The sequence below is a fragment of the Haloplanus salinarum genome (assembly GCF_009762275.1).
Lineage (GTDB): Archaea > Halobacteriota > Halobacteria > Halobacteriales > Haloferacaceae > Haloplanus > Haloplanus salinarum.
Window position 1 is genome coordinate 2,918,686 of record NZ_CP034345.1, and the last position, 26,131, is coordinate 2,944,816.

The window sequence follows — 26,131 nt, forward strand, 5'->3', positions numbered from 1 at the left end:
GGGGTAAGTCGTTTGTGGCGCGCGAGCGGAGTTTAAGTGGTTCGAGCGCCTACCGCTACGGTAGAACGTGCAGGGAACACAACCGGGTCCCGACGGGTGGACGCACCGATGAGAGCCATCGTCGCCAAGCGCGTCGACCGCGGCGACGCAGATCTCGACGAGATCAAGGAGCTTGCGCGTGCCGCGGGCCACGAGGTGGTCGGCGAACTCACCCAGACCCGCGAGGAGGACGCCGCCTACGGCTTCGGCGAGGGGAAAGTCGAGGAGTTGGCGGCCCTGACCGTCGACCGCGACGCCGAGGCGGTGATCGTCGACAACCGGCTCGGCCCCTACCAGACGTACAACATCGGCGGCAAGCTCCCCGAGGGGGTCGAGGTCGTCGACCGCTTCACCCTCATCCTCGACATCTTCGGCCAGCGGGCCCGGACCCGCAAGGCACAGCTACAGGTCGAACTCGCGGAGCTTCGCTACGAACTCCCGCGGGCGGAGGCCAAGACCAGCCTCGCCAAGCGGGACGAGCGCCCCGGCTTCATGGGCCTCGGGGAGTACGACGAGAGCCGCGAGCGCGACATCAAAAACCAGATCGCCGACATCAAGCGGGAACTGGACTCCATCGCCGACAAGGAAGCGACGCGGCGGGAGCGACGCCGCGAGTCCGGTTTCGATCTGGTGGCGCTCGCGGGCTACACCAACGCCGGCAAGTCGACGCTAATGCGCCGGCTGGCCGCGGACCTCGACGTCGACGAGAACGAGGACCGCCACCCGGACCTGGAGACGACCGCCGAGAGCGAGGACCGCCTCTTCACGACGCTCGGCACCACCACCCGCCGAGCCGACACCGGTCGCCGGGACGTCCTCCTGACCGACACGGTCGGGTTCGTCTCCGACCTGCCCCACTGGCTGGTCGAATCCTTCGAGTCGACGCTCGATTCCGTGTATCACGCCGACCTCGTCCTGCTGGTAGTCGACGCCAGCGAGCCGGTCGAGGAGATGCGCGAGAAGCTCGTCACCTGCCACGACACGCTGTACGAGCGCAACGAAGCGCCCATCGTCACCGTGTTGAACAAGATCGATCGTGTCGACGACGACGAGTTCGCCGAGAAGCGGGAGGCGCTGTCGGCGCTCGCCCCCAACCCCGTCGCCGTCTCGGGGCTGACCGGCGAACGCGTCGACGAACTCCGCGACCGGATCGAGCGGGAACTCCCCGACTGGCAGTTCGAACGGCTCGTCCTCCCGGTCTCGGACGACGCCATGAGTCTCGTCTCCTGGGTCCACGATCACGGCAACGTCGAGGCCGAGGAGTACGAGGGCGAACAGCTCACCCTGGAGTTCGAGGCGCCGCCGTCGGTCGTCGAGCGCGCCCGCGCCAAGGCGGGCGACCTCGCGGCCGTCGAATCAGTCTAGCGGCCGCTTTACCTTCTCGGTCACCCGCACGTCGCTGATCGCCGTGTCCGGGTACTCGCCGTCGTCGTCCTTCTCGGCGGCCTTCACCATGTCCCAGACGACGTTCAGGCCGGTCGTCACGCCCTCCAGGGCCTCCATCTCGCAGCCGGTCTTGCCCGTCGTCTCGACGGCGACGGTCAGGTCCACCCGATCCTCGCCGACCGCGAAGTCGGTCTCGACGTTCGTGATCGGGATCTGGTGACACATCGGAATCGTCTCCCAGGTGTGTTTCACGGCCTGGACGGCGCCGACACGGGCGGTGGCCAGGACGTCCCCCTTCCCGATGTCGTCGTCGCGGATGGCGGCGACCGTCGAGGGCTGGAGATGGATCGTCCCCGCGGCGACCGCGCGGCGGGCGGTGTCGGGCTTGTCGCCCACGTCCACCATCTGCACGTTGCCGGACTCGTCGGTGTGGGTGAGGTCGTCGGCGGGGTCGTCACTCATCGGCACCACCCCACAGGGTCCGCGGGAGTTCCGGCAACAGGTCGCTGGCGAGCAACCCATACCCCTGTCGGTCGACGACCCGGTCGCCCGCGAGGCCGTTGGCGTAGGCGGCGAGGGCGCCGGCGTCGACCGGGTCCTGCGTCGCGAGCAGCGCCCCCGCGGCGCCCGCGAGGACGTCCCCGGTGCCGCCGACGGTCATCCCCGGGTTGCCCGTCCGGTTGACCCGCGCCCGCTCACCGTCGGCGATCACGTCGTACGCGCCTTTCACTAGCAGCGTGTGTCCCAGGTCGGCGGCGAAGTCGGCGACGGCGTCGAGTCGGTCGCGCCAGTCGTCGGCGCTCGGCCCGCCCATCCCCCGGAGTTCGCCCCCGTGGGGCGTACAGAGGAGCGTCGCGTCGGTGTCGACGTCGGGGACGACCCCGAGGGCGTCGGCGTCGACCACCGCCCGGCCGTCGAAGTCGGCGAGGAAGTCCCGCACGGCCGCGAGCGTCGCCTCGTGGTCGCCGAGGCCGGGGCCGAGGACGACGGCGTCGTGGGCGGCGGCGAGTTCGTGGACGTGATCCAGGTGGTCGATCCGCAGTCGGTCGCCGTCGAACGGCCGGAGGATCAGCCCCTCCTCGAACCCCTGGACCCCGTCGGCGACGGCCCGAGGACAGGCCACTCGCACGAGGTCCGCGCCGGCGCGCATCGCCGCCTGCGCCGCGAGCGCCGGCGCGCCGGTGTAGGGTCCGCCGCCGACGACGAGCACCTCGCCGAAGTCGCCCTTGTGCGTGTCGGCTGGCCGGGAGAGCAGTCGGCGGTCGCCCGGCCCCGTGAACAGTTCCGCCGCCTCGGGGATGCCGATGTCGGCGACGGTCACCGCCGCGTCGAGGGCGTCCAGCCCCGGTTTGGCGTCGTGGAAGGTGACGACCCGGTCGGCGTCGACGGCGACGCCCGCCGCCTCGCCGGTGTCGGCGTCGACGCCCGAGGGGACGTCGACGGCGACGACCGTCGCCGCCGTCCCGTTGATCGCCTCGGCGGCCGCGCGTTCGGGCTGGCGGAGCGCCCCCGTCACGCCCGTGCCGAGGAGGGCGTCGACGACGACGTCCGGATCGTCGAGGGCCAGATCCCGGGAGTCGGAGACGACCCGCGTGTCGAAGTCGGCGGCGGTCAGCGCCCCCCAGTTCTCGCGGGCGATGTCGGTGCCGATGGTCTCGGGACGGCCGAGCAGATGGACGGTCACGTCGTAGTCGTCGAGGAAACGGGCGGCGACGAAGGCGTCGCCGCCGTTGTTGCCGCGGCCACAGACGAGGGCGACGGCGGCGCCGGGGTCGGCGGCTCCCCGGACCGCCCGCGCGACGGCGTTGCCGCTCGACTCCATCAACTGCTTGCGCGGGACGCCGAGGGCGGCCGCGTTCTCGTCGACGGCCGCCATCCGCTCTGCGGTGATCATACCCCGGCTTCGCCCCGGCGGCCGTTATACTATTCGCCACGGGGAGCGCAACGCTTGTGCCCCACCTGGTCGAAGGGCGACCGTGACACGTCGGCTCTTCGGCACGCTCTGTGGGCTGGTGTTCTGTGCCAACTTCGGCCGGGTGGCCTTCGCCCCCCTTCTGGAGACGTTCCGGACCACGTTCGGGGTCGGCACGGGGGCGGTCGGCCTCGTGACGACGCTCGTCTGGGTCGGCACCGCCGTCCCCCGCATCCCGGTCGGCTACCTCGTCACCCGGGTGGCCCGCGGACGTATCGTCTTCGGGGCGGGCGTGCTCCTGACCGTCGCGTCCGCGCTGACCGCCACGACGACGTCCCTCCCGCTCCTGCAGGCCGGCGCCTTCGCAATCGGCGTCGCCTCCGGGGCGTACTACGCCGCGGCCGTCCCGCTCATCGGCGACCTCTACCCCGACGCAATCGGGCGGGCGGCCGGCATCCACGGCACCGCGGCCCAGGCGGCGGCGGTCGTCGCGCCGACGCTCACCGTCGCGCTCGTGGCCGCCGACTCCTGGCGCGCCGTCTTCTGGCTGCTGGCGGTGCTCGGTGCGACCCTGACGCTCCTCTTTCTGGTCGTGGCCCGCCGACGGGACGGCGGGGTTCCGCGGGGGAGGGACCACGACTTCGTCGCGGCGCTGGGCCACTGGCCGGTCATCCTCGCGGCCGTCGTGATGGTCGGCGGCACGGGCTTCGTCTGGCAGGGCGTGTTCAACTTCTACGTCACCTACCTCGTCACGACCAAGGGGCTGACCGCCGGTGCCGCGGGGACGCTCCTGACGGTGGCCTTCGCCGCCGGGCTGCCGGCGTTCTGGCTGGGTGGGAGTCTCGCTGACCGCCTCCCGCACGTCCCGTACATCCTGATGATCGGCGCCGGCGTCGCCGTCGGCGTCGTGGCGTTGACGGTCGCCCGGTCGACGGCCGCGCTCGTGGTCGTGAGCGTCGGCCTCGGCCTCGTCGCCCACAGCCTCTTTCCGGCCCTCGACGCGTACGTCCTCGGCACGGTGTCGGACAACCGGGGGAGCGCCTACGCCGTCTACGGCGGACTGGCGCTCGTCGTCCAGGCCACCGGGAGCGGCGCCGTCGGCGCGCTGGGCGAACTCTACCCGTTCGACGCCATCTTCCGCGGCTTCGCCGGCGCCCTCCTCGCCCTGCTCGCCTGTCTCGCGGCCCTGCATCTCCGCGGCGTCCTCCCGACCGCGTCCGGCGACGACTAGTATCAGTAGGATTACTGAATGAGATTCTGGCGAAGCGTTTTTACCCTGGATTGGTAATCCACGGCCTGATGTCAGGGTTGTTACCGTCACAGGCGGAGGGAGACGTGAGCGCGGAGGGCGACGGCGAGCTCCGCGTGTTGTCCCTGACGGACGACGACGCCGAGGATCTCATCGGCTCGCTCTCCTCCGAGACGGCCCGTTCGATCCTGACCGCCCTGGAGGAACGCCCCGCGACGGCGTCGGAGCTCGCGGAGACGGTGTCGACCTCCCTCCAGAACGTCCGCCATCACCTCGGGAACCTCGAAGAGGCCGGGCTGGTCGAGGTCGCCGACACGCGGTACTCGGTGAAGGGACGCGAGATGAAGGTGTACGCGCCCACGCAGGACTCGCTGGTCGTCTGCGTGGGCGCCGACGACGACAAGGAGCGCTTTCTCGACTCGCTGGAGCGGTTCGTCGGCGCCCTTGCCGTCCTGGCGGTGGGGGCGCTGGCGGTCCAGCGGGCGTTCGGTACCGGGGTCGTCGACCTGGGTGGCCCCGGGACGGCGCCCCGCGTCGGCGACAGCGTCGGGAGCGCGACGGGGCCGCTTCTCGGCCTGGTCCCCCCGGGTGTCGCCTTCCTCGCCGGCGGCCTCCTCGTCCTCTCGTTGCTCGTCGTCTGGGACCAATACCGTCGCTGATCCGCCATGTTCGACGCCTCCAGCGCGCGTGTCGTCCTTCTCGCGGTCGTAGTGGTCCTCGCGTTCGCACAGCCCGTCCCCTCCTCGACCGCCGACGATCGGTCGACCGGGGCGGCCACCGCGGGCGGCGATGTCGGGCCGACCATCGGCTCGACCGTCCAGCGACACCCGTCGAGCGCCGGGGCGACGGCCGACGCGCTCCGGTCGGTGCGGGCCGACGCCGTCCACGACCGCGGCCTCACGGGATCGAACGTCGAGGTCGGCGTCATCGGCCGCGGCTTCGATGCGGACGACCGCGTCATGGCCCCCCACGTCGTCGAGCACCGGCGGATCGGCGGCGATCCGGGATCGACGGCTCACGACACCGCCGTCGCCGAGGTGGTCTCCGAGACGGCGCCGTCGGCCGACCTCTATCTCGCGGGCGTCGGGCGGACGCCGACGCCCGAGGAGTACGCCACCGCCGTCGAGTGGCTGACCGACCAGGGAGTCGACGTCGTCGTCGACTCCGGGAGCTACTTCCCGAGCGTCGCCGGTGACGGGAGTCGGATCACCGCCGCCGCGGAGGCGGCGGCCGCCGAGGGCGTGGTCTTCGTCACCTCGGCGGGCAACTACGCCGACCGCCACTGGGCCGGGACGGGGACCGCGGACGGGTGGGTCAGCTTCGCCGAGGGCGATGCGGCGAACCACCTCGCGGACGGCGAACGCGTTCGCGGGCGGGTCACCGCCCGCCTGCGCTGGCAGTCCGCCGCCGACTACGACCTCTACCTCTACCGTCGGCTCCCGAACGCGCCCGACCGCGTCGTGGCGAAGTCGACGGCCGACGAGACCGGCCCGGGGGTGAGCGTCGAGGGTATCGACGTCGCGGTTCCCCAGGGGCGGTATTACCTCGCCGTCTACGCCGACGACCCCGTCGCCACCCCGGGTCGCGTGCAGGTGTTCGCCGCCAACCACGGACTCGAACACGCCACCGCCCACGGGAGCATGGTCGCGCCGGCGACGAGCGACCGGGTCGTGGCCGTCGGCGCGGCCGCGAACGGCGAGCGGGCGGCGTACAGTTCCCTCTCGGAGAACGGCACGGTGGATCTGCTCGCCCCGGCGAACGCCGGGACGCGGGCGACGGAGCTCGCCGGGACGTCGGCCGCCGCCCCCTACGTCGCCGGCACCGCGGCGCTGATGGCGTCGGGCGACCGCGACCCCTCCCCGGAACGCGTCGAGACCATCCTCGAACGCACCGCCGACGGCGACGACGGCCCGATCGACGCCCTCGCGGCCGTCGAGGCGACACGGGGGGCCGACCGCCCGGCCGCCGGGGCCGACGGGCCGGCGACGGACGCCGGCGTCGACGCCTCGACCGCCGCGACGGCCGACCGCGCGGCGAGCACCGCCGCGGCCGAGCGACCGGCGCGGAACCGATCCGACGACGGGACGCGCAACGCCACCCGCGACGACGGCCGCGACGACGAGAGCGTGCGTCCCGACGGGTCGAACACGGCAGACGGCGAGGGGACGGACGCGGACGGCGGTCGCTCCGGGAGCGAGGACGAGCGAAGCGGGCGGAGCGACGACGGCGGCGACGAGGCGCGCGACGACCGGGCGGCGAACGGTGACCGGCGGCGTGGCGGCGACGGGCGCGACACCGACGACAGTGGGGGCCGGCAGGCCAGTGTCGAGTAGCGCGTCCCGTCCGTCGGCGCTCCGCTCCGGAGGCCGGCCGTGACCCGTTCGCGGCGGGTCACCGAGTCGCGGATCGAGGAGTACTGGGACTGGATCGCCGTCGCGCTCTTTCTCCTGCTCGCGGTCGACCTGCTGACGACACTCGCCGCGGCGCGGGTCGTCGGCCGCGGTGCCGAGGGCAACCCGTTGATGCGGTGGCTGCTCGGCCGACCCACGCTCGTCGTGGTCGGCGCGCACCTCGTCGTCGTGGTGCTCGTCACCGGCTTCTTCCGCCTGCTCGTCGGCCGCCTGCGCCGGACGCCGTCGCCGGCCGACCGCTACTTCGCGCTCCTGATCGAGGTCTGGCTGGGCGTCCTCGTCGCCGTCGGCCTCGCCGTCTTCGCCAACAACCTCGCGGTGATCGTGCTGGGTCGGAGCCTGCTCTGATCCCGTCGGCGGTGCGAGCCGAGCTTTTTATCCGGGGACGTCGCCAGCCTGTGGATAGCATGGGCGAGACGTGGCGCGACGTGTTCGGCCACGAGGAGCCGTACCCGGATCAGGCCGACGGCATCGAGACGGCCATCGAGACGGCCGACCGGGGCGGCTTCGCCGTCATCGAGGGCGCCTGCGGGACGGGCAAGACGATGCTCGCGCTGACGGCGGGTATCGACCGCGTGCGCGACCCCGACTCCCGGTTCGAGCGGGTGGCCGTCCTCACGAGCGTCAAACAGCAACTCCGCCAGTTCGAGGCGGACGTCCGGACGATCAACGACGAACTCCCCGCGGACTGGCGTCCCGTCTCGGCGCTGACGCTGGTCGGCAAGGCCGACGTCTGTCCGTACAGCCGGGAGCGCGTCGCCGGGGTCGACGAGTCCACCGTCTACGACCGGTGTGAGGGTCTCCGTGAGCGAACCCGGAATCTGACGGGCGCGGAGGGCCCCACGACGGCCGCGGCGCTCGCGGACGACGCCCGCCGCGCCCAGACCGGGCTGCTCGACACCGGCGGCGGGTCGACCGCCGACTTCCTGGAGACGGCCGACGAGCCGACGCCGTATCCGCCCGACACCGCCGAGCGCGGCGACACGGAATACTGTCCCTTCTACGCGCAGTACCTCGACGACCTGCCAGAGGAGGGCGACCCGGTCGAGGCCGTTCCCTTCGACTTCGCGGACCGCGGCCTGCTCGACACCGAGGACCTCGTCGCCCTGTCGGCGGGACACGGCACCTGTCCGCACTCGATCCTCGGGGCGCTCATCCCCCACGTCGAGGTGACAATCGGCAACTACTACCACGCCTTCGACCCGCGGACGACGGAGTCGTTCACCGGCGCCCTGCTCGACGAGTCGACGTTCGTGATCTGTGACGAGGCGCACATGCTCGAACCGCGGGTGCGCGACCTGGTCAGCGACGGGGTGGGTGACGCCACCCTCCGGGACGCCGAGTCCGAACTCACCCGGGTGATCCAGCCGGTCGAGTTCGACGACTCGGGGCCGGGATCGGGAGCCACCGAGCGCGACGCGGACCTCGTCCGCGGCGAACTCGAGGAGTCGGACGTGAGCCTCGCGGAGTTGAAGGCGACGCGGTCGTTCGTGCGCGACCTGCGCGAGGAGCTCGACCGGCGGGTGCGTGCCCACCTCGACCGGGAGCGTCCGGGGTGGCGCGCGTCGATGCGGGACCTCCCGGACGACGAGATTCCGCTCCGGGACCCCGAGCGGCCGGGCCCGGACGCGTTCACCGAGTGGGCCGACGGGACGTACGGCGACGACGTGTGGGTGCGCGCCGAGGCGGTCGGCGCCGTCGTCGCGCGCGTCCTGAACGAACTGGAGGAGGCCGACCGGGAGCGGGCGGCGCCGACGGTCGGTCGGGTGCTCGGGGCGTGGTACCGCGCGGATCACACCCGGTTCTTCCGGTCGGTCGACCTCTCGCGGACGTGGAACGAGACCGAACCCGGCGACTCGTGGCGGCGGGCCTACAACGCCCGGCTGTCGCTCCACAACTGCGTGCCCGGTGACGCCATCGCGGAGCGACTCGACGACTTCGGCGGCGGCGTCTTGATGTCGGCGACGCTGGAACCGCTCGACGTCTTCCGGACGGTGACGGGCCTCGACCGCCTCGCCGACGACGGCCGGCCGGTCGTCGAGCGGACGTACGGCCTCGATTTCCCGTCAGAGAACCGCGAGAGTTTCGCGGTGGACGCGCCGGCCTACACCTACGAGAACCGCGGCGCCGTCGGCGACGACACCGAGACGCGGCGGGTGTACGTCGACGCCGTCGCCGAGGTGGCCGGGCGCGGCGGGAACGTCCTCGTGGGGATGCCGAACTACGCCGAGGCGGAGTGGATGGCCGGCCGCCTCGACGAGCGTCTGGACTCGCCGGTCCTGCTCGACGAGTCGAGCGACGACGGCGCGACCGAGAAGCTGAAGGCGGACTTCTTCGACGGCGGCGGCAAGACGCTCGTCACGAGCCTCCGGGGGACGCTCACCGAGGGCGTCGACTACCGCGGTGACCGCCTGCACGCCGCGGTGGTGTGTGGCGTCCCGCTGGTCGACACGACGCGGCCGCGAACGAAGGCGGTCGTGACGGCGTACGACCGGGCGTTCGGCGGGGACAAGGAGGGCCGAGACGGCTTCGAGACGGCGTTGACGGTGCCCGCGGTCCGGAAGGCTCGCCAGGCGATCGGTCGCGTCATCCGCGGCCCCGCGGAGCGGGGCGTCCGGGTGCTCGTCGACGAGCGCTACGCGCGGGACCGGTGGAACGGCGTTCGTGACTACCTGCCCGCGTGGGAGCGCGCGGAGTTCCAGCCGGTGAGTCCGGATATGCTGTCGCTGGGGCTGGATCGGTTCGGGACGGAGGGTGGGTAGCCCCCGACGCGATCGGTCAGCGCCCCGGCCGGCGCCCGCTCCAGCCCTCGTGGCACTCGTCGTCGCAGAAGTGTAGGTGTTCGACGGCGTCGTCCTCGATCCACGAGACGACGCGGTGCTCCGGCTCCATGACGATCTTCTTCCCGCAGGTGTGACAGGTCGGCGCGTCGCTCTCGTCGACGTCCTCGCCGATGTCGGACGTGGGGTCGATCATGTTTCCAGTCAGTAGCGGGGACCCCATCTTAAATCCCGCTACCTCGGTCGGCGAGCGACGGCGACCCCGGGTGTGCGGGACGGATCGTCGTCCGGGCGGGCGGGTCCGTGACCGTCCGCTCGCGGCCGTCGGGCCAGCGGATCGTGACCGCCTGGGGAACCGCCGAGCCGAGGCCGAAGTGTGCGACGGGTTCCATCTGACAGAGGTAGCCGCTCCCGCCGTCGACGACACGGACCTGTCGCCCGGCGTCGGTCCGGAGGACCACCCGGGCGCCACGTGCCGGCGCCCCGGCCGGCGTCCGCGGGAGCACCCGGAGCCAGTCGCCATCGTTGGGGGCGCTGTAGAGCGAGAGCGGTTGTGCCTCGGCCTCGCCGTGGACCACGAGCAGTTCCAGCGTCCCGTCGCCGTCGAGGTCGGCGACGGCCGCGCCGGTGCCCATCCCTTCGGGTTCGAGGGCGTCGCCCACGCCCGTCTGCGTCCAGCCGTCGTCGCCGTACGTCAGCAGGCGGTTGGGGGCACCCAGACAGTTGACGAACAGTTCCGTCCGGCGGTCGTTGTCGAAGTCGGCGGCGACGACGGTTCGGACCCGCGCCGGGCGAGCCAGCGCCGGCGGCGCCGTGTCCCGAAAGCCGTCGTCGTCGGCGTCGCCGCGGGCGAACAGCCGGTTCGCGCCGTTCCAGTTGCCACAGACGATGTCGGGCGTCGGGGCGCCGTCGGGCGTCACGAGCGCCGCACCCCGGGCGTTCTCCTCGGGGTCGTCGACGCCGTACTCCCGGGCCACGTCGACGAACTTCCCGCCGGCGTTCCGCAGGAGGAGGTTCGGCCCCCGCTCGGCGCCGACGAACAGGTCCGTCCGCTCCGAGAGGATGGGGCCGGTGGCGACCGAGCGCCCGCCGGTGACGACGTCCAGGCCGACCGCGTCGGCGAGGTCGGTGATCCCGCCGTCGTCGCCCACCTCGTAGAAGCGCGCGGGGGCGCCGTATCCGGTGACGAAGAGGCCGTAGCGGCCGGTTCCGAGGCGGTCGACGGCGGCGATAGAGCGCCCCACACGGTAGTTCTCCCGCCCCCGGTTCACCGGGTCGGCGAAGAGGTCGCGCCACCGGGAGCCCTCCCCCTCCGGATCGAGGAGCAGGTCCGCCTCCGCGGAGGTGCCGCCGAAGGAGGCGACGTTGTGGACGTACACCTCCTCCCGGCCGTCGGCGTCGAGGTCGGCCGCGGCGACGCCGATGGCGTGGCGGCCGTCGTCGGCGAGGACGCCACAGGCCGCGTCGACGACGTCACCGTCCTCGGTCCGGAGGACGCGGTTGGCGTCGCCGAAGCCGCCGACGAAAACGAGGGGACCGTCGGGGCCGGCGGTGACGGCCGCCCCGTACCCGCGAAACGGAGGGTTGTCGGCGAGCAGGTCCGACCGGTCCCGGAACATACCCCTCACAGAGGGCGCGGGGTTAAGAGTCGCACGCTCCGCGGGGGATCACTCGTCCCACGCCTCGGCGAGGGTGCGCTGGACCGCCTCCTCGCCGACGGCGGCCGCGAGGTGTTCGAACCCCTGTCGTTCCCGTCGGTCGCCGGCGTCGGCGACGAGTCGCGAGACGATGAACTCGGGCGTGGACTTCCCGACGGTGCCGAAGCGTGGCTGGTAGTCGACCCGCAACTCCAGGTCGCCGGTCAGCCCCTCGGCGAAGATGCCGTCGATGCGGGCGGCGTCGGGGAGCGGGCTCAGGTCGTCCGCGAGGTGGGTGACGTAGACGCCGAGGGCGCCCCGCTCGACGGTGAGGTCGACCAGCCCGTTCAGCAGGTCGGCCGCGCGTCCCGGCTCCGTGATCGCCTCGAACTCGTCGACGAGCATCAGGGTCCGGCCGCCGTCGGTCAGCGGCGGGACGATGGACTTCAGCGTCGACTCCAGCACGCCGGCGTTGAAACTCGCGTGCCGGCGGTGGAAGACGACGGCGTCGAAGCTCCCGACTTCGGCGCGGTCGGCGGGCACTGGCAACCCCATCGCCGCCAGGAGCGCGACGGCACAACAGGTCTCCAAGAGCGTCGTCTTGCCGCCGCTGTTGGCGCCGGTCAGCACCGCCACGCGGTCGCCGCTCGGGGGCGACAGGCCGTGGTCGCCGACGGCGTAGGTCACGGGCTCCGGATCGTCGAGAAAGAGGTTGCGCGCCCCCTCGACGGCGAGGCGGTCGCCCCCGAGGGTCGGCCGGACGAGGTCGTGTGCCTCGGCGAAGCGGGCCAGCGAGAGGTCGACGGCCACGTCGTCGACGGCGGCGAGCACCCGGTCGACGTCCGCCCGGGCGTCGGCGACCGCGGCCCGGAGGTCGTCCTCGATCTCGCGTTCGCGCTCGGTCGCCCGCCGTTCGAGATCGTCGACGAGCGCCCGGAGGGCCGTGCTCACGAAGTCGGCGGCGTCGTGGGCCTCCTCGGGGGCGGCCTCCTCGATGGCCGACCGCGAGAGATCCGTCTCGCGGTCGACGTAGTCCGCGAACGCCCGCCGGAAGTCCGCCAGGTCGCGGACGCCCGTCTCGCGGACCCGTTCGAGCACGTCGAAGGCGTCGTTCTCGAGGGCGCGGGCGTCGTCGAGGCGGGCCCGGAGGTCGTCGAGGCGGTCGTCGGCCCCCGCGGCGACCCCGTCGGCGGTCACGTGGCCGAGCGCGTCGGCCGCCTCCCGGAGGGCGTCGGGATCGACCGCGCCGAGGGCGTCGAAGGCCGTGCCGTCGAGCCCCGCGTCCCGGAGCGCGAGGGCGGCGTCGACGGCGGCGCGCTCGCTCCCGTCGTCGGCGTCGTAGGCCGCGAAGGCCTCGACCACCGCCTCCCGGCCCGCGTCGTCGAGGGCGGTCCAGGCCTCGCGTGCGGCGTCGACGGCGTCGAGGCGGTCCTCGACGGCCCCGCGTTCGGAGAGCGGCGTCAACACGCGGATGCGGTCGGCCGCGTGCCGGGTGAGGGCATAGCCGCTCGCCAGTTCGAGCAGGTCGTCGTACACCGCCCGCGTATCCCGGGTGGCGAGCGCGTCCATCCCGGCCTCGTCGTTCGCTCGACGGAGGATGCGCGTCGCCCGGCCGCGCGTGATCCCCGCGTCGGTCAGCGCGCGCACGTCCGCGGACTCGATGGCGTCGATGGCGGCGTCCTCCCCGAGCGTCTCGCGGAGACGCTCGCTCGTCTTCGGTCCCACCCCCCAGTAGTCCTCCAGTCGCATACCGCACCCAGTGTTTCCGGAGGGTTATAGTAACTCCTGGTACCCCGTTCCCCGGGCCGAACGGATTCGACGGACACACCCCACCCAAGGATCGAACATGTTCGAGGGGTCCCCCGAGAGTCGGGAATGGAGCTCCGGTTCAAGGAGTCGTGTCTCCCACGTCGATCCATGAGGCTCACCCGAAAGACGATCGCGAAGGTGATCGCCGTGGCGTTCGTGTTCAACCTCGTCGTCATGGGTGGCGGTGCGTGGTTCGCGTACCAGGAGGCACCGCCCATTCCGGACCAGGTCGTCGGTCCCGACGGGGAGACGGTGGTCACCGATCAGGAGATCAGGGACGGAAAGAAGGCGTTCCAGAAACACGGCCTGATGAACCACGGGTCGATCCTCGGCAACGGGGCGTACTACGGCGAGGACTACACCGCCGATGCCCTGGCGCTGAAGACCCAGTACATGCGGTCGTACTACGCCCAGGAGCGGTACGGGGCCGCGTACGACTCGCTGCCGACCGGCGAGCGGGCCGCCGTCGACGAGGTGGTCAAACAGGACCTCGACGGCGAGTACGGCGGCGGCGACATCGAGTACTCGGCGGCGGAGCTGTACGCCCACGAGCAGGTCCGCGAGGAGTACGTCGAGCGCTACCACGAGGGGAGCCACGAGCGCGGCGTCCCCGAGGGGATGATCGACAGCGAGGAAGACGCCCGCCAGTTCGCGGACTTCGCGATGTGGACGGCGTGGTTCTCCCACACCGACCGGCCGGGCGGTGACCACTCCTACACCAACGAGTGGCCGTACGCGCCCGGCGCGGGCAACGACGCCACCGCCGCCGCGATGACCTGGAGCGTCATCGCCATGGTGTTGCTGGTCGCGGGGGCCGGCTTCGGCATCTGGCTCTACCGCTCGGTCCGACTGCCCGAACCGTCCGCCGATGGGCTCTCCGTGCCCGAACCGGGCGACGTGAGCGTCTTCCCGAGTCAGCGCTCGGCGCTCCGCTTCGTCCCCGTCGCCGCCGGACTCTTCCTCGCACAGGTGTTGCTCGGCGGCCTGCTCGCGCACTTCTACATCGAGCGGGCCGGCTTCTTCGGCATCGAGGAGGTGTTCGGCGTCCACATCCTCCAGATCCTTCCGTTCTCCATCGCGAAGACCTGGCACATCGACCTCGGCATCCTCTGGATCGCCGCCACGTGGCTCGGCGCGGGGCTGTACCTGCCGCCGCTGCTGACCGGGCACGAGCCGAAGAACCAGTCGACGTACATCGACGGACTGCTGGCCGCGGTGGTCGTGGTCACCGTCGGCGGCCTCGGCGGCATCTGGCTCGGCGCGAACGGCTACCTCGGTGACCTCTGGTGGCTCCTCGGCAACGAGGGGCTAGAGTACCTCGAAGTCGGCAAGGTCTGGCAGTTCGGCCTGCTGGCCGGCTTCGGCACCTGGGCCGTCTTGGCGATCCGCGGCCTGAAGCCCCTGCTCGACCGCGAACCGGTGTACGGGCTGGCGCACATGATCCTCTACGCCGGCGGCTCCATCGCCCTCCTCTTTACTGCCGGCTTCTTTTTCACCCCCGAGACCAACATCGCGGTGACCGAGTTCTGGCGCTGGTGGGTCGTCCACATGTGGGTCGAGGGCGCCTTCGAGTTCTTCATCGTCGCTATCGTCGGCCTGACGCTGGTGTCGATGAACCTGCTCCGACGGCGCAGCGCGGAGAAGGCCGTCATGCTACAGGCGCTTCTGGTGATGAGCACCGGCGTCATCGGTGTCTCGCACCACTACTGGTGGGTCGGTATGCCCGACATGTGGGTGCCCATCGGCAGCGTCTTCTCGACGCTCGAACTCATCCCGCTGGTGTTCATCCTCTACGAGGCGCTCGGCCAGTACGGAGCGATGACCGAGTCCGGCGACTTCCCTTACAAGATCCCGTTCATGTTCATCGTCGCCAGCGGGGTCTGGAACTTCGTCGGCGCCGGCGTGCTCGGCTTCTTCATCAACCTCCCGCTGATCAACTACTACGAGCACGGTACCTACCTCACCGTGGGACACGCCCACGCCGCCATGTTCGGCGCCTTCGGCTTCCTCGCCCTCGGCATGGTCAGCTACATGCTCCAGCTGTCCATCGAGCCGGAGCGCTGGGACGGCTCGTGGCTCCGGGCGTCGTTCTGGTGCTGGAACGTCGGCCTGGCGCTGATGGTGTTCGTCTCCGTCCTCCCGGTCGGCTTCCTGCAACTGGAGGCCATCTTCACGGGGAGCTACGCCGCCGGCCGGAGCCTCGCCTTCTACAACCAGCCAATCGTCCAGACCCTGTTCTGGGCGCGGCTCCCCGGCGACACGCTCATCATCCTCGGGACGGCCATCTACGCCGCCGACCTCGTCCGCAAGCGGTTCGTCCTCCGGGTCTCCGAGGACGACCCCGACGTCGAGGACATGGCGGTGGCGGAGGGGGTGTTGAGCGACGACTGATACTGGTTATCGTAAGCCGTTACCGGTGGGTCGCCATGACAGTCCGGCGACCCACCGGGAAACAGGTACGATAATCCGTCTGACCCGCTCGTCTCCCGTCGGGACAACGACACGCCTTTTCCGCCCCGCGGAGAAAGAGCGGTATGGACGCGAAGCGGGAACTGACCAGCGTCGACCTCGCGGCCCTCGTCGCCGAACTCGGGCGCTACGAGGGCGCGAAAGTCGATAAGGTCTACCTCTACGACGACGACCTCCTGCGGTTCCGGATGCGGGACTTCGACCGCGGCCGCGTCGAACTGCTGATCGAGGTGGGCGACGTGAAGCGGGCCCACGTCGCCGACCCCGAACACGTCGCGGACGCGCCGGGGCGGCCGCCGAACTTCGCGATGATGTTGCGAAACCGCCTGAGCGGCGCCGACTTCGCCGGCGTCGAGCAGTACGAGTTCGACCGCATCCTCTCCTTCGAGTTCGAGCGCGACGACGAGAACACCACCGTCGTCGCCGAACTGTTCGGCCAAGGCAACGTCGCCGTCCTCGACGAGACGGGCGAGGTGGTCCGGAGCCTGGAGACCGTGCGCCTGAAATCGCGGACGGTCGCCCCCGGCTCGCAGTACGGCTTCCCGGACTCGCGGGTCGACCCGCTGACCGTCGGCTACGACGCCTTCGTCCGGCAGATGGAGGACTCCGACACGGACGTGGTCCGCACGCTGGCGACACAGCTCAACTTCGGCGGGCTCTACGGCGAGGAGATCTGTTCGCGCGCGGGCGTCGAGAAGGGCCTCGATATCGCCGAGGCCGGCGAGGCGGAGTACGAGGCGCTCTACGACGCCATCGGCCGGCTGGCCGACCGGGTCCGAAACGGCGACTTCGACCCGCGGGTGTATCTCGAGGACGACCGCGTCGTCGACGCGACGCCGCTCCCCCTAGAGGAGCGATCCGGGCTGTCGGCCGAGGGGTTCGACTCCTTCAACGCCGCCCTCGACGACTACTTCTACCGGTTGGAGCGCGAACCCGAGGAGGAGACCACCGGGACCGAGCGCCCGGACTTCGAGGCCGAGATCGCCAAACAGCAGCGCATCATCGAACAGCAGGAGGGGGCCATCGAGGGGTTCGAGGAGCAGGCCGCGGCCGAACGCGAGCGCGCCGAGGCGCTCTACGCCCACTACGACCTCGTCGACGAGGTCATCTCGACGGTCCGGGCGGCCCGCGAGGACAGCGTCCCGTGGGCGGAGATCGAGGAGACCCTCGCGGCGGGCGCCGAGCGTGGCATCCCCGCCGCCGAGGCAGTCGAGGACGTCGACCCCGCGGAGGGCGAAGTGACGGTCGACCTCGACGGGACCGTCGTCCCGGTCGATCCCTCCGTGGGCGTCGAGAAGAACGCCGACCGGCGGTACACGGAGGCCAAGCGCATCGAGGAGAAAAAGGAGGGCGCCCTGGCCGCCATCGAGAACACCCGCGAGGAACTGGAAGCAGTCGAGCGCCGGCGTGAGGAGTGGGAGGCCGACGACGAGGACGACGCGGACGAGGAGGCTGACGAGGAGCGCGACGTGGACTGGCGCTCGATGTCTTCGGTGCCGATCAAACAGCCCGAACACTGGTACGAGGAGTTCCGGTGGTTCCACACGAGCGACGACTTTCTCGTCATCGGCGGCCGGAACGCCGACGAGAACGAGGCGCTGGTGAAGAAGTATATGGACGGCAACGACCGCTTCTTCCACGCGCAGGCCCACGGCGGCCCGGTGACGGTGCTGAAGGCGACGGGGCCGAGCGAGAAGGCCCGCGAGGTCGACTTCCCCGACTCCAGCCTGGAGGAGGCCGCGCGGTTCGCCGTCTCCTACTCCTCGGTGTGGAAGGACGGCCGCTTCGCGGGCGACGCCTACATGGTCGACCCCGACCAGGTGTCGAAGACCCCCGAGAGCGGGGAGTACATCGAGAAGGGCGGGTTCGTCATCCGCGGCGACCGCACCTACTTCCGGGACGTCTCCGCGAGCGTCGCCGTCGGCATCCAGTGTGAGCCCGAGACGCGGGTCATCGGCGGGCCGCCGTCGGCGGTCGAACCGCGGGCCGAGACGACGCTCCGTCTCGAACCCGGGAAGTTCGCCCAGAACGACGCCGCAAAGCGGTGTTACCGGAAGCTCAAGGGGCGCTTCGCCGACGAGTCGTTCGTGCGGAAGGTGGCGAGCCCCGACAAGATCCAGGAGTTCCTGCCGCCCGGCGGGAGCAGCATCGTCGAGGAGTAGCGGCCGAGGACTTATTGTCGTTCCATCGGTCGACGGTAGTGATGGGCGACCGCTGGACGCGGCGGGAGGCGTTGCGGGTCGCGGGCGGGGTGGCCGCCGGGGGGACGCTGTTTTCGACGGCCGACGTCGGGAGCGCCCAGACCGACGAGTCGTGGCCGCAGGTCGGTCACGACGCCGGAAACACCGGCTACGCGCCGGGAAACGCCGGGCCGACCGACGGCGTGCGCGAGGCGTGGCGACGCGGTTCCATGGGCGAGTTCGCCTCGCTCGCCGTGGCGGACGGGGTCGTCTACGCCGCGACGAGCGACCGCCTGTACGCGCTCGATGCGTCCGACGGGAGCGAGCGCTGGCGGTTCGAGGCGGCGGACCCCGTCACGCACGCCGCGGCGGCGGTGGTCGACGGGGTCGTCTACGCCGTGGGCGAGGACGCGCTGTACGCGCTCTCGGCGTCCGACGGGAGCGAACGGTGGCGGTTCGAGACGAACGTCGAACTCGGACCGACCGTCGCCGACGGGACCGTCTCCGTCGGCGGCGGGAACGCCCTGTACGCGCTCGATACGTCGGACGGGAGCGAGCGCTGGCGCGTCTCGACGCCCCGACGGGTCGGCGACGGGGTCCCGGCAATCGCCGACGGGACCGTATACGTCGACGGCTCGGACGCGGGCCTGTACGCGTTTTCGGCGAGCGACGGGAGCGAGCGCTGGCGCTTCGAGACCGACCGTTCCACGACGTCGCCGGTGGCGGCGGACGGGGCCGTCTACGTCGGCGTCGGCGAGAGCCTGGTCGCGCTCTCGGCGAGCGACGGGAGCGAGCGCTGGCGCTCCGGGGCCGAGGACCGGGTGACGTCGGCGCCGGCGGTGGCGGACGGGGTCGTCTACGTCGAGGACGGGGACGGGCTCCGTGCGCTCTCGGCGTCCGACGGGAGCGATCGCTGGCGCTTCGGCACCGACGGCGGCGTCTTCTCGCCCGCGGTCGTCGACGGCACGGTCTACGTCGGCTGTGTCGATCACACCCTGTACGCCGTCGATACGTCCGACGGGAGCGAACGGTGGCGCTTCGAGTTGCCCGACTGGGCCCGCTCGCCGGTCGTCGCCGGCGGCACCGTCTACGTCTACGACGGCGACTATCGGCTTCACGCGCTCACGAGCGGGCCGAACCGGACCGGTTCGGCGGGGGTCGACCTGCCGGTGATCGGGCCGTCGGGGGAACTGTTCCTCGAACGGACCTGGCCCGTCGCCGCGGCGTCGGCCGCCGCACTCGCCGGTGGCGTCCTCTGGCGTCGCTACCGCCGCGGGGGCGGCGAGGACCGCCCCCCAGTCCGCGACGACGACACGCCGACGGCGCTGGAGCGCATCCGCGACGACGAGGGCGAGGACGACCCCGACGGCGTCTCGTGGCCGAAAGAGGACGTCGAACGTCTCCGGTCCGACGCGGCCGACGGCGAATCGGGGGCGGCCGACGCCGACGCGGACGAAGACGGGACGGTCGACCCCGCCGCCGACGCCATCGAGGCGGGCGACAGCCTCGAAGTCGAGGCGACGAACCTCGCCGCGGCCGGCGAGTACGACCGCGCGCTCTCCCTCCTCGACGACGCCCGCGAGGCGTACCGGAGGGCCCGCGACGCGGCGGGCGGGAGCGACGCGGTCGACGTCGACACCGTCGACGGGCGACTGGACCGACTCGACGGGACCGAACGGGAGATCCAGGGGCTGCGGTTCGACGACGGCCTCGGCTGGCTCCGGGAAGCGGCGGCCCGCGCCGGTTTGCTGGCCGACCGGCTGACCGACGCGGGAGTCGACGGCCGCCGGCGGCGGGATCCGTCGGCCGATACCGAGCGCGCGGACCGCGGCGCCCCGCCGGAGTCCATCCCCCGGGCGCCCGACGTCTCGGTCGACTACGACGCCCTGACCGACGAGGAGCCGATCGGCGGTGGCGGCAACGCCGACGTGACGAAGGCGACCCTTCCCACACCCGAGGGCGACGTGACCCTGGCGATCAAACGCCCGCGGATGCAGGGGACGCTCCACACCGACGCCGTCGAGCGGCTCATGGCGGAGGCCGAGACGTGGGACAAACTCGACGACCACGACCACATCGTGGGCGTCGTCGACTACGACGCCGAACCCCTGCCCTGGATCGCCATGGAGTACATGGACGCCGGTGACCTCGGGGAGCGGGCGGGTGAACTCGACTTCGACCAGGCGCTGTGGACGGCCCTCGGCATCACCAAGGGCGTCCGCCACGCCCACCGGAAAGGCGTCGCCCACCTCGATCTGAAACCCGCGAACGTCCTCCTGCGATCGGTCGAGGGCGCCTGGGACGTGCCGAAGGTGGCCGACTGGGGGCTCTCGAAACACCTGCTGGATCACTCGGCGAGTGTCGAGGGGCTCTCGCCCCAGTACGCCGCCCCCGAGCAGTTCGACGACGAGTTCGGCCCGGTCGACGAGATCACGGACGTCTACCAGTTGGGGACTGTCCTCTACGAACTGTTCGTGGGCCGGCCGCCGTTCGAAGGCAAGCCCGCGAAGACGATGCATCGGGTGTTGCACGAGACGCCGACGCCGCCGAGTGACCTCACCGACCTTCCGCCCGAACTCGACGACATCCTGCTGAAAGCACTGGCGAAGGAAAAGGACGACCGCTACGAGTCGGTCCTCTACCTCCGGGACGCGTTGCAGGACGTGACCGTCGGCTGAGACGGATTGGAGGGAACGGCGGCGTCGGCGAATCACTTATCCGGGTCGTGCGAAGTGTCGTGTACGATGGACGCACCGTGGACGCGACGGGCGGCGTTGCGAGCGGTCGGGGGAACGGTCGTCGGGGCGACGGCGGTGGCCGGCGCGGCGGGCGTGAAGGCACAGGATGATGCGACGGCGAGCCTCGCTGCCTCGATCAGGACCGTCGGCGGACAGGTCGCCGTCCCGGATGGTACCTTCGCGGTCAGCGGGGAGACGGGCGGGGTCGTCGACGAGGTGGGGATCGTCGTCGTCGGGGAGGACGGCGGCCGGTCGCTGACGGTCACTCCTGTGACCGACCGGACTTTCGAAACCGAAGTGACGGTCGGTTCGGTCGGCGAAGGACGGGTCAGCGCGAGCGTCATCTCGGAAGGAGCCGACGGACACCTCGGCGACGGGTCGAATCCCGCGTGGATCGGTGGGGGCGACGGGGGCGACTCGCTCGAAGCCTACCTCAACACCCTCCCGTCGGACCTCACCGGCGATCAGGTCAGGGTTCGGCTCCTCGGCGAAACGGTGGAGGAGGCGCGCAGCGACGACATCATGAGCACGTCGGTCTTCCGACACCGACAGGCCGAGACCGTCGTCGAGAACGTCTACCCTGCGGGCGAGGAGGCGAGCGGCATCAACCCCGTCCCGGTGGGATCGACGGTGGTCGTCGAGGGGATGACGAACCGCTGGTTCGACGGGAACGCAGTCACGGTCGCGTTCAACGATCCCGGGGGGACGACCGTCTCGGAGGCGCAGGTCACCGAGTGGGATGCAGACGGGCGGTGGCGGACGACCCTCACGACGCCGGCCGACGCCGTTCCGGCGACCTACACGATCCGTGTCTCGGACGGGGAGAGTGGTGACGTGGTCGCGTTCTTCGTCGAAGGTACGGCGACGGCCACGGCGTCGCCGACACGGACGCGAACGCAGACGGCCACGCCGACGCGAACGCCGGTACAATCGGGCGGTGACGATGGCTTCCCGGCCGCAGAGGCCGTCGCCGCAGTGGGGGTAGGCGCCGTCACCTTCGGTGCCGGCCTGTGGTGGTGGTCCCGTGGCGGAGGCGAGGGCAGCTCTTCCCGCGGCAGCGACCGGTCGACGCCGGAGCGTATCCGGGACGACGACGGGGGGATGAAGGAATCCGCCGGCGTCCCCGGGCCGGAGCCGGACGTTGACCGCCGCCGTTCCGTGGTCGATGTCGGAGTGGACGCGGACGACGGCACCGATGCCGCTATCACTCCCGCCCTCTCCTCGGCGACCGACCGCACCGCCGCCGGCTCCGGTCCACCGGAACGAATCCCCCGGGCGCCCGACGTGCGCGTCGACTACGCCGCCCTGACCGAGGAGGAACCCATCGGCGGCGGGGGCAACGCCGACGTGTCGAAGGCGACCCTGCCGACGCCGACGGGCGACGTGACGCTTGCGATCAAACGCCCGCGGATGCAGGGGACGCTCCACACCGACGCCGTCGAGCGACTCATGGAGGAGGCAGAGACGTGGGACAAAATCGACGATCACGACCACGTCGTCGGCGTCGTCGACTACGGCGCCAGTCCAGTCCCCTGGATCGCCATGGAGTACATGGACGCCGGTCACCTCGGCGAACGGGCGGGCGACCTGCCGTTCGAGCAGGCCCGCTGGACCGCCGTCGCGCTGGCGAAGGGCGTGCGCCACGCTCACCGCCGCGGGGTCGCTCACCTCGACCTGAAACCGGCGAACGTGCTCTTCCGATCGGTCGACGGCGCTTGGGACGTGCCGAAGGTGGCCGACTGGGGGCTCTCGAAACACCTGCTGGAACACTCGGCGAGCGTCGAGGGGCTCTCGCCGGAGTACGCCGCCCCCGAGCAGTTCGACGACTCGTACGGTCCGGCCGACGACCTGACCGACGTCTACCAGTTGGGTGCCGTGTTGTACGAACTGTTCACCGGTCGACCGCCCTTCGAGGGCAAGCCCGCGAAGGCGATGCACCGCGTGTTGCACGAGGCGCCGACACCGCCGAGCGAGGTGGCCGACGTGCCGGCGGAACTGGACGACGTGTTGCTGACCGCGCTGGCGAAAGGGAAGCGGGACCGCTACGAGTCGGTCCTCTACCTCCGGGACGCGCTGCGGGACCTCCGGGACTGACGCCGACCCTCGGCAGCTTTAATATCTTCAGCTGTGTTATATGTTCGGGCGATGTCGGATCGGTCCGCTCCGTCGCCAGCCACCATGCTCGACGAATCACTCACCTACCTCCGGACGAGCGACGACTGGGTACAGACGGTTCTGATCGGCGGCCTCCTGTCACTCCTCGGGGTGTTGATTCTGCCGGCGATTCTCGTCGCGGGCTATCTCGTCCGCGTCCTCCGAGGGACGATGCACGGCGACGACGTGCCACCGCGGTTCGACGACTGGGGGCCGCTCGCGGGCGACGGCGTCCGGGCGGTCGTCATCGCGTTCGTCTACGGCGTGGTTCCCGGACTGTTGGTCGCCGCGACCGCCGCGGCCGGGGCGCTGATCGCGGGCCCCGGTCCCCGGAGCGGACTGCTCGTCGGCGGCGTGGTGCTGGTGGGTGGCCTCTTCGCGCTGATCGCCGGCCTCCTGGCCGCGTACGTCGTGCCGGCGGCCGTCGCCAACTACGCCGAACGGGGGTCGCTCCGCGCGGGCTTCGCCGTCGACGACCTGCGTCCGGTCCTCTCCTCGGGGACGTACGCCACGGCGTGGCTGCTCGCCTTCGCCCTCCTCGTCGGCGCCGGCATCGTCGCCGGCGCCCTCAACGCCGTGCCGGTGCTCGGGACGCTCGTCGGGGCGTTCCTGAGTTTCTACGCCGCGGTCGCCGCGTACTACGTCGTCGGCCACGCGTGGGGCGACGTCCGGGGACTGACGCTCCACGACGACGAGGATGGCGGCGTGGGGGCGGAGTCGACGACGGCCTGACGCCGGACGGTCACGGCCGTCCACGCCGTCCGGAATGGCAAGGTATGTGGCCGTGGGCGGCGACCTTCCGGTATGCGAATCCAGAGCCGTGGTCGCGGCGAGGAGGGACGCACCCGGCTGGCGGTCGTCCCCGAGAACGTCGACGACCTCTGGCACCTCTCCTACGTCCTCGAACCCGGAGACAACGTGGAGGGCGACACGAGCCGACGCATCCAGCGCGACGACGATCAGATGCGCGACACCGGCGGCGAGCGCGAGCACATCCACGTCACCCTGGAGGTCGAGGACGTGGAGTTCGCCCGCTTCGCCAACCGGCTCCGGGTCGGCGGCGTCATCGTCGGCTGCTCCCGCGAGGACCAGCTCGGCCACCACCACACGCTGAACGTCGAGGAACACGACGAGCTGACCATCGAGAAACACTTCAAACCGGACCAGATGGAACGGGTCGAGGAGGCCGAGGCGGCCGCCGAGAACCCCGACGTGGCCATCGCGACCGTCGAGGAGGGGGAGGCCCACGTCCACACCGTCGCCCAGTACGGCACCGAGGAGTACGCCTCGTTCACCCGGCCGACGGGCAAGGGCGAGTACGCCCGCCCGCGGTCGGAGCTGTTCCACGAACTGGGCGAGGCGCTCTCGCATCTCGATCCCGACGCCATCATCCTCGCGGGGCCGGGGTTCACGAAGGGCGACGCCCTGGATCACTTCGACGACGAGTTCCCCGAGGTGGCGGAACTGACGACGACCGTCGACACCTCGGGCGTCGGCGACCGCGGCGTCCACGAGGTGTTGAAGCGGGGCGCCGTCGAGGACGTCCAGGACGAGACGCGCATCGCCCGCGAGGCGGAACTCATCGACGAGTTGACCGAGCGGATGGCGACGGGCACGAAGGCGACGTACGGTCCCGAGGCGACCGCCGAAGCCGCCGAGTACGGCGCCGTCGAGACGTTGCTCGTCCTCGACGACCGGCTGCGCGAGGAGCGGGGCGGCCGCGGGGACTGGGACGTCGACGCCGACGAGGTCATCACCTCGGTCGAGCGACAGGGCGGCGACGTGGTCGTCTTCTCGGGCGAGTTCGAGCCCGGCCAGCGGCTGAAGAACCTCGGCGGGATCGCGGCGCTGTTGCGCTACCGGCTGGAGTGATCGTCCCGTCCGGTCAGCGCCTCGCTGGCCGGCGCGAACGAGATGGTCTCCCCCAATCCCGCCTCGACGGCCTTCCCGTGGAGCATCGCGGCGGCGGCGACGGTCTCGATGCCCGTCCCGCCGCTGTCGAAGACGGTGATCGCCTCCTCGTCGGGCCGGCCCGGACGCTCGCCGGCGACGACCGAGCCGAGTTCGCCGTGACAGTGGTCCGCCTCGACGGCCCCGGACTCGACGGCGTGCATGTACGAGCCGGCGTCCTGCGTGAGCCGTCCCCGGAGGTCGATCACGTACGTCGAGCGCGCGACCGTGGTGTCGTCGAGTTCCCGCTTCTCGGGGTGGTACTGGCCCATGGCGGTCACGTGGGTGCCGGGGTCGAGCAGGTCGCCGTCGAAGACCGGTTCCGGGGAGTTCGTCGCGGTGACGACCACGTCGGCGCCCTCGACGGCGGCGGCGCTGGAGGAGACGGCGGCGACGCTGGCGTCGAGCAGTCGGTCCATCTCGCCCGCGAAGCCCTCGCGGCTCTCCTTGGTCGGCGAGTACACCCACACGGTTTCGAGGTCGCGGACGGTCGCGGCCGCGCGTAACTGCCCGCGGGCCTGCGCGCCGGCCCCCAGGACCGCCATCGTCGACGCGTCCGGGCGGGCGAGGGCGTCGACGCCGACGGCGCCCGCGGCGCCAGTCTTGAACGGGTTCATGCTCGCACCGTCGAGGAGCGCCAGCGGTTCCCCGGAGTCGGCGTCGAACAGCGGCGTGACGAACCAGGCGTCGCCCTCGCCGAAGCCCGCGCCGTACACGTATCCACCCATCACTCCGGTGTCGGGGAGGACGGCCGTGTAGGAGGTGAACAGCCCCGGTGGCTCCTCGTTGTACAGGGCGGTCCGGGGTTCGGCCGGCGCCCCCTCGCCGCGCTGGCGGTAGCCGTCGCGCACGGCGTCGACGTACTCCGCGGGAGTCGCCAGTCCCGCGACGTCCTCGCTCGACAGGAACAGCGTGTCGGTCATACCGCCTCTCAGTGCGTGCGGGTAGTTATACTGTTGGCCCGGAGACGGGGACCGACGCGTACCGGGTGGCCTCAGTCGGCATCGACGGGCGACCGATCGTCCGTCGCCCGCCCCGACGCGGAGGGGGAAACCGGTCCGTTGACGAACAGCGCGTGACCGACGATCAGCGCCGCCGCTCCCGCGCCGGCGGGGACGGCGACGGTGAACGCGAACCCACGGGCGACGAGGACCGCGGTGAGGCCCACGAGGGCGACGGGGACGAGACCGAGCACGCAGTCGTAGTATCCAACCATGGTACGATCCGATCGATAGTATGTGTGGGCATCACATAGCTTTTTCCGTGAACTTGAAGAACCATTTCGAAGCCATTCGATAACTAATTCATAAGTTTTGAGTCGAAAGACCAACACCGACGATAATTATACTTACAGCCCATTCCAGCAGGAATTAAGTTGGATGATGGCGTTCTTTCGACCGTGAACTCGAACGACCGG

19 protein-coding genes are annotated in these 26,131 nt (G+C 71.3%); 12 read left to right on the plus strand and 7 right to left on the minus strand.

Annotated elements, in window-relative coordinates:
- Window positions 1-108 precede the first annotated feature (108 nt).
- Entirely contained in the window at window positions 109-1,404 is a 1,296-nt protein-coding gene (hflX, locus tag EI982_RS16405; RefSeq protein ID WP_157690709.1) for a GTPase HflX, read from the plus strand.
- On the opposite strand, the gene moaC is transcribed toward hflX, so the two are convergent.
- Both moaC and EI982_RS16415 read right to left on the minus strand, forming a co-directional pair.
- Window positions 1,396-1,887, minus strand: coding sequence for a cyclic pyranopterin monophosphate synthase MoaC (gene moaC, locus EI982_RS16410; RefSeq protein WP_157690710.1), 492 nt, complete (start codon window positions 1,885-1,887; stop codon window positions 1,396-1,398). The two genes, hflX and moaC, sit on opposite strands and share 9 nt — an antisense overlap.
- Window positions 1,880-3,319, minus strand: coding sequence for an NAD(P)H-hydrate dehydratase (locus EI982_RS16415; protein ID WP_157690711.1), 1,440 nt, complete (start codon window positions 3,317-3,319; stop codon window positions 1,880-1,882). The genes moaC and EI982_RS16415 overlap by 8 nt, the downstream gene beginning before the upstream one ends.
- 82 nt (window positions 3,320-3,401) lie before the next feature.
- Between EI982_RS16415 and EI982_RS16420 the strand changes: the two genes are divergently transcribed.
- The 5 genes from EI982_RS16420 to EI982_RS16440 all read left to right on the plus strand — a co-directional run bounded on the left by EI982_RS16420 (window position 3,402) and on the right by EI982_RS16440 (window position 9,759).
- Window positions 3,402-4,568: an MFS transporter gene (locus EI982_RS16420; protein ID WP_157690712.1), complete on the plus strand. Its 1,167-nt coding sequence runs from the start codon at window positions 3,402-3,404 to the stop codon at window positions 4,566-4,568.
- A 68-nt stretch (window positions 4,569-4,636) separates the two neighbouring features.
- Window positions 4,637-5,245 carry an ArsR/SmtB family transcription factor gene (locus EI982_RS16425; protein ID WP_157690713.1) on the plus strand — a complete coding sequence of 203 codons (609 nt, stop codon included), beginning with the start codon at window positions 4,637-4,639 and terminating at the stop codon, window positions 5,243-5,245.
- A 6-nt stretch (window positions 5,246-5,251) separates the two neighbouring features.
- Window positions 5,252-6,919, plus strand: coding sequence for a S8 family serine peptidase (locus EI982_RS16430; RefSeq protein WP_157690714.1), 1,668 nt, complete (start codon window positions 5,252-5,254; stop codon window positions 6,917-6,919).
- Between the two features lie 39 nt (window positions 6,920-6,958).
- A complete protein-coding gene (locus EI982_RS16435; protein WP_157690715.1) occupies window positions 6,959-7,345 on the plus strand; it encodes a DUF5658 family protein in 387 nt (128 codons plus the stop codon).
- A 59-nt stretch (window positions 7,346-7,404) separates the two neighbouring features.
- Window positions 7,405-9,759, plus strand: a complete 2,355-nt coding sequence (locus tag EI982_RS16440) for an ATP-dependent DNA helicase (RefSeq protein WP_157690716.1) — start codon at window positions 7,405-7,407, stop codon at window positions 9,757-9,759.
- 16 nt (window positions 9,760-9,775) lie between these two features.
- Here the strand turns inward: EI982_RS16440 and EI982_RS16445 are convergent, their stop codons facing one another.
- From EI982_RS16445 to EI982_RS16455, 3 genes are read right to left on the minus strand one after another with little or no spacing between them, the layout of a single operon-like run.
- Complete coding sequence (locus EI982_RS16445; RefSeq protein WP_157690717.1) at window positions 9,776-9,973, minus strand: DUF7576 family protein; 198 nt, start codon at window positions 9,971-9,973, stop codon at window positions 9,776-9,778.
- 28 nt (window positions 9,974-10,001) lie between these two features.
- The gene (locus EI982_RS16450; protein ID WP_157690718.1) at window positions 10,002-11,396 is read right to left on the minus strand and encodes a CRTAC1 family protein; all 1,395 of its coding nucleotides are present in this window, start codon (window positions 11,394-11,396) and stop codon (window positions 10,002-10,004) included.
- A gap of 48 nt (window positions 11,397-11,444) precedes the next feature.
- On the minus strand, window positions 11,445-13,163 hold the full coding sequence (locus EI982_RS16455; protein ID WP_157690719.1) for a MutS-related protein: 1,719 nt from the start codon (window positions 13,161-13,163) through the stop codon (window positions 11,445-11,447).
- Window positions 13,164-13,331: 168 nt separating this feature from the next.
- On the opposite strand from EI982_RS16455, the gene EI982_RS16460 reads away from it, so the two are divergent.
- The 6 genes from EI982_RS16460 to EI982_RS16485 all read left to right on the plus strand — a co-directional run bounded on the left by EI982_RS16460 (window position 13,332) and on the right by EI982_RS16485 (window position 24,636).
- Window positions 13,332-15,614 (plus strand): nitric-oxide reductase large subunit, encoded by a 2,283-nt coding sequence (locus EI982_RS16460; protein ID WP_157690720.1) that lies wholly within the window; start codon window positions 13,332-13,334, stop codon window positions 15,612-15,614.
- 143 nt (window positions 15,615-15,757) lie between these two features.
- On the plus strand, window positions 15,758-17,854 hold the full coding sequence (gene rqcH / locus EI982_RS16465) for a ribosome rescue protein RqcH (protein ID WP_157690721.1): 2,097 nt from the start codon (window positions 15,758-15,760) through the stop codon (window positions 17,852-17,854).
- Window positions 17,855-17,895: 41 nt separating this feature from the next.
- A complete protein-coding gene (locus EI982_RS16470) occupies window positions 17,896-20,550 on the plus strand; it encodes a BamB-related PQQ repeat family beta-propellar protein (protein ID WP_157690722.1) in 2,655 nt (884 codons plus the stop codon).
- Window positions 20,551-20,616: 66 nt separating this feature from the next.
- The gene (locus tag EI982_RS16475) at window positions 20,617-22,704 is read left to right on the plus strand and encodes a protein kinase domain-containing protein (RefSeq protein WP_199243675.1); all 2,088 of its coding nucleotides are present in this window, start codon (window positions 20,617-20,619) and stop codon (window positions 22,702-22,704) included.
- Between the two features lie 84 nt (window positions 22,705-22,788).
- Window positions 22,789-23,496: a DUF4013 domain-containing protein gene (locus tag EI982_RS16480; protein WP_157690723.1), complete on the plus strand. Its 708-nt coding sequence runs from the start codon at window positions 22,789-22,791 to the stop codon at window positions 23,494-23,496.
- A gap of 72 nt (window positions 23,497-23,568) precedes the next feature.
- Window positions 23,569-24,636, plus strand: coding sequence for an mRNA surveillance protein pelota (locus tag EI982_RS16485; RefSeq protein WP_157690724.1), 1,068 nt, complete (start codon window positions 23,569-23,571; stop codon window positions 24,634-24,636).
- Here EI982_RS16485 and EI982_RS16490 read toward each other — a convergent pair.
- Both EI982_RS16490 and EI982_RS16495 read right to left on the minus strand, forming a co-directional pair.
- On the minus strand, window positions 24,621-25,637 hold the full coding sequence (locus EI982_RS16490; RefSeq protein WP_157690725.1) for an ornithine cyclodeaminase family protein: 1,017 nt from the start codon (window positions 25,635-25,637) through the stop codon (window positions 24,621-24,623). The two genes, EI982_RS16485 and EI982_RS16490, sit on opposite strands and share 16 nt — an antisense overlap.
- 71 nt (window positions 25,638-25,708) lie before the next feature.
- A complete protein-coding gene (locus EI982_RS16495) occupies window positions 25,709-25,930 on the minus strand; it encodes a DUF8015 family protein (RefSeq protein WP_157690726.1) in 222 nt (73 codons plus the stop codon).
- Window positions 25,931-26,131 lie beyond the last annotated feature (201 nt).

Bases quoted from the DNA above. Each gene is read 5' to 3' on its own strand.
- hflX (WP_157690709.1), top strand. From the start codon at position 109: ATGAGAGCCATCGTCGCCAAGCGCGTCGACCGCGGCGACGCAGATCTC.
- moaC (WP_157690710.1), bottom strand. From the start codon at position 1,887: ATGAGTGACGACCCCGCCGACGACCTCACCCACACCGACGAGTCCGGC.
- EI982_RS16415 (WP_157690711.1), bottom strand. From the start codon at position 3,319: ATGATCACCGCAGAGCGGATGGCGGCCGTCGACGAGAACGCGGCCGCC.
- EI982_RS16425 (WP_157690713.1), top strand. From the start codon at position 4,637: ATGTCAGGGTTGTTACCGTCACAGGCGGAGGGAGACGTGAGCGCGGAG.
- EI982_RS16430 (WP_157690714.1), top strand. From the start codon at position 5,252: ATGTTCGACGCCTCCAGCGCGCGTGTCGTCCTTCTCGCGGTCGTAGTG.
- EI982_RS16440 (WP_157690716.1), top strand. From the start codon at position 7,405: ATGGGCGAGACGTGGCGCGACGTGTTCGGCCACGAGGAGCCGTACCCG.
- EI982_RS16445 (WP_157690717.1), bottom strand. From the start codon at position 9,973: ATGATCGACCCCACGTCCGACATCGGCGAGGACGTCGACGAGAGCGAC.
- EI982_RS16450 (WP_157690718.1), bottom strand. From the start codon at position 11,396: ATGTTCCGGGACCGGTCGGACCTGCTCGCCGACAACCCTCCGTTTCGC.
- EI982_RS16455 (WP_157690719.1), bottom strand. From the start codon at position 13,163: ATGCGACTGGAGGACTACTGGGGGGTGGGACCGAAGACGAGCGAGCGT.
- EI982_RS16460 (WP_157690720.1), top strand. From the start codon at position 13,332: ATGAGGCTCACCCGAAAGACGATCGCGAAGGTGATCGCCGTGGCGTTC.
- rqcH (WP_157690721.1), top strand. From the start codon at position 15,758: ATGGACGCGAAGCGGGAACTGACCAGCGTCGACCTCGCGGCCCTCGTC.
- EI982_RS16470 (WP_157690722.1), top strand. From the start codon at position 17,896: ATGGGCGACCGCTGGACGCGGCGGGAGGCGTTGCGGGTCGCGGGCGGG.
- EI982_RS16475 (WP_199243675.1), top strand. From the start codon at position 20,617: ATGGACGCACCGTGGACGCGACGGGCGGCGTTGCGAGCGGTCGGGGGA.
- EI982_RS16480 (WP_157690723.1), top strand. From the start codon at position 22,789: ATGCTCGACGAATCACTCACCTACCTCCGGACGAGCGACGACTGGGTA.
- EI982_RS16485 (WP_157690724.1), top strand. From the start codon at position 23,569: ATGCGAATCCAGAGCCGTGGTCGCGGCGAGGAGGGACGCACCCGGCTG.
- EI982_RS16490 (WP_157690725.1), bottom strand. From the start codon at position 25,637: ATGACCGACACGCTGTTCCTGTCGAGCGAGGACGTCGCGGGACTGGCG.
- EI982_RS16495 (WP_157690726.1), bottom strand. From the start codon at position 25,930: ATGGTTGGATACTACGACTGCGTGCTCGGTCTCGTCCCCGTCGCCCTC.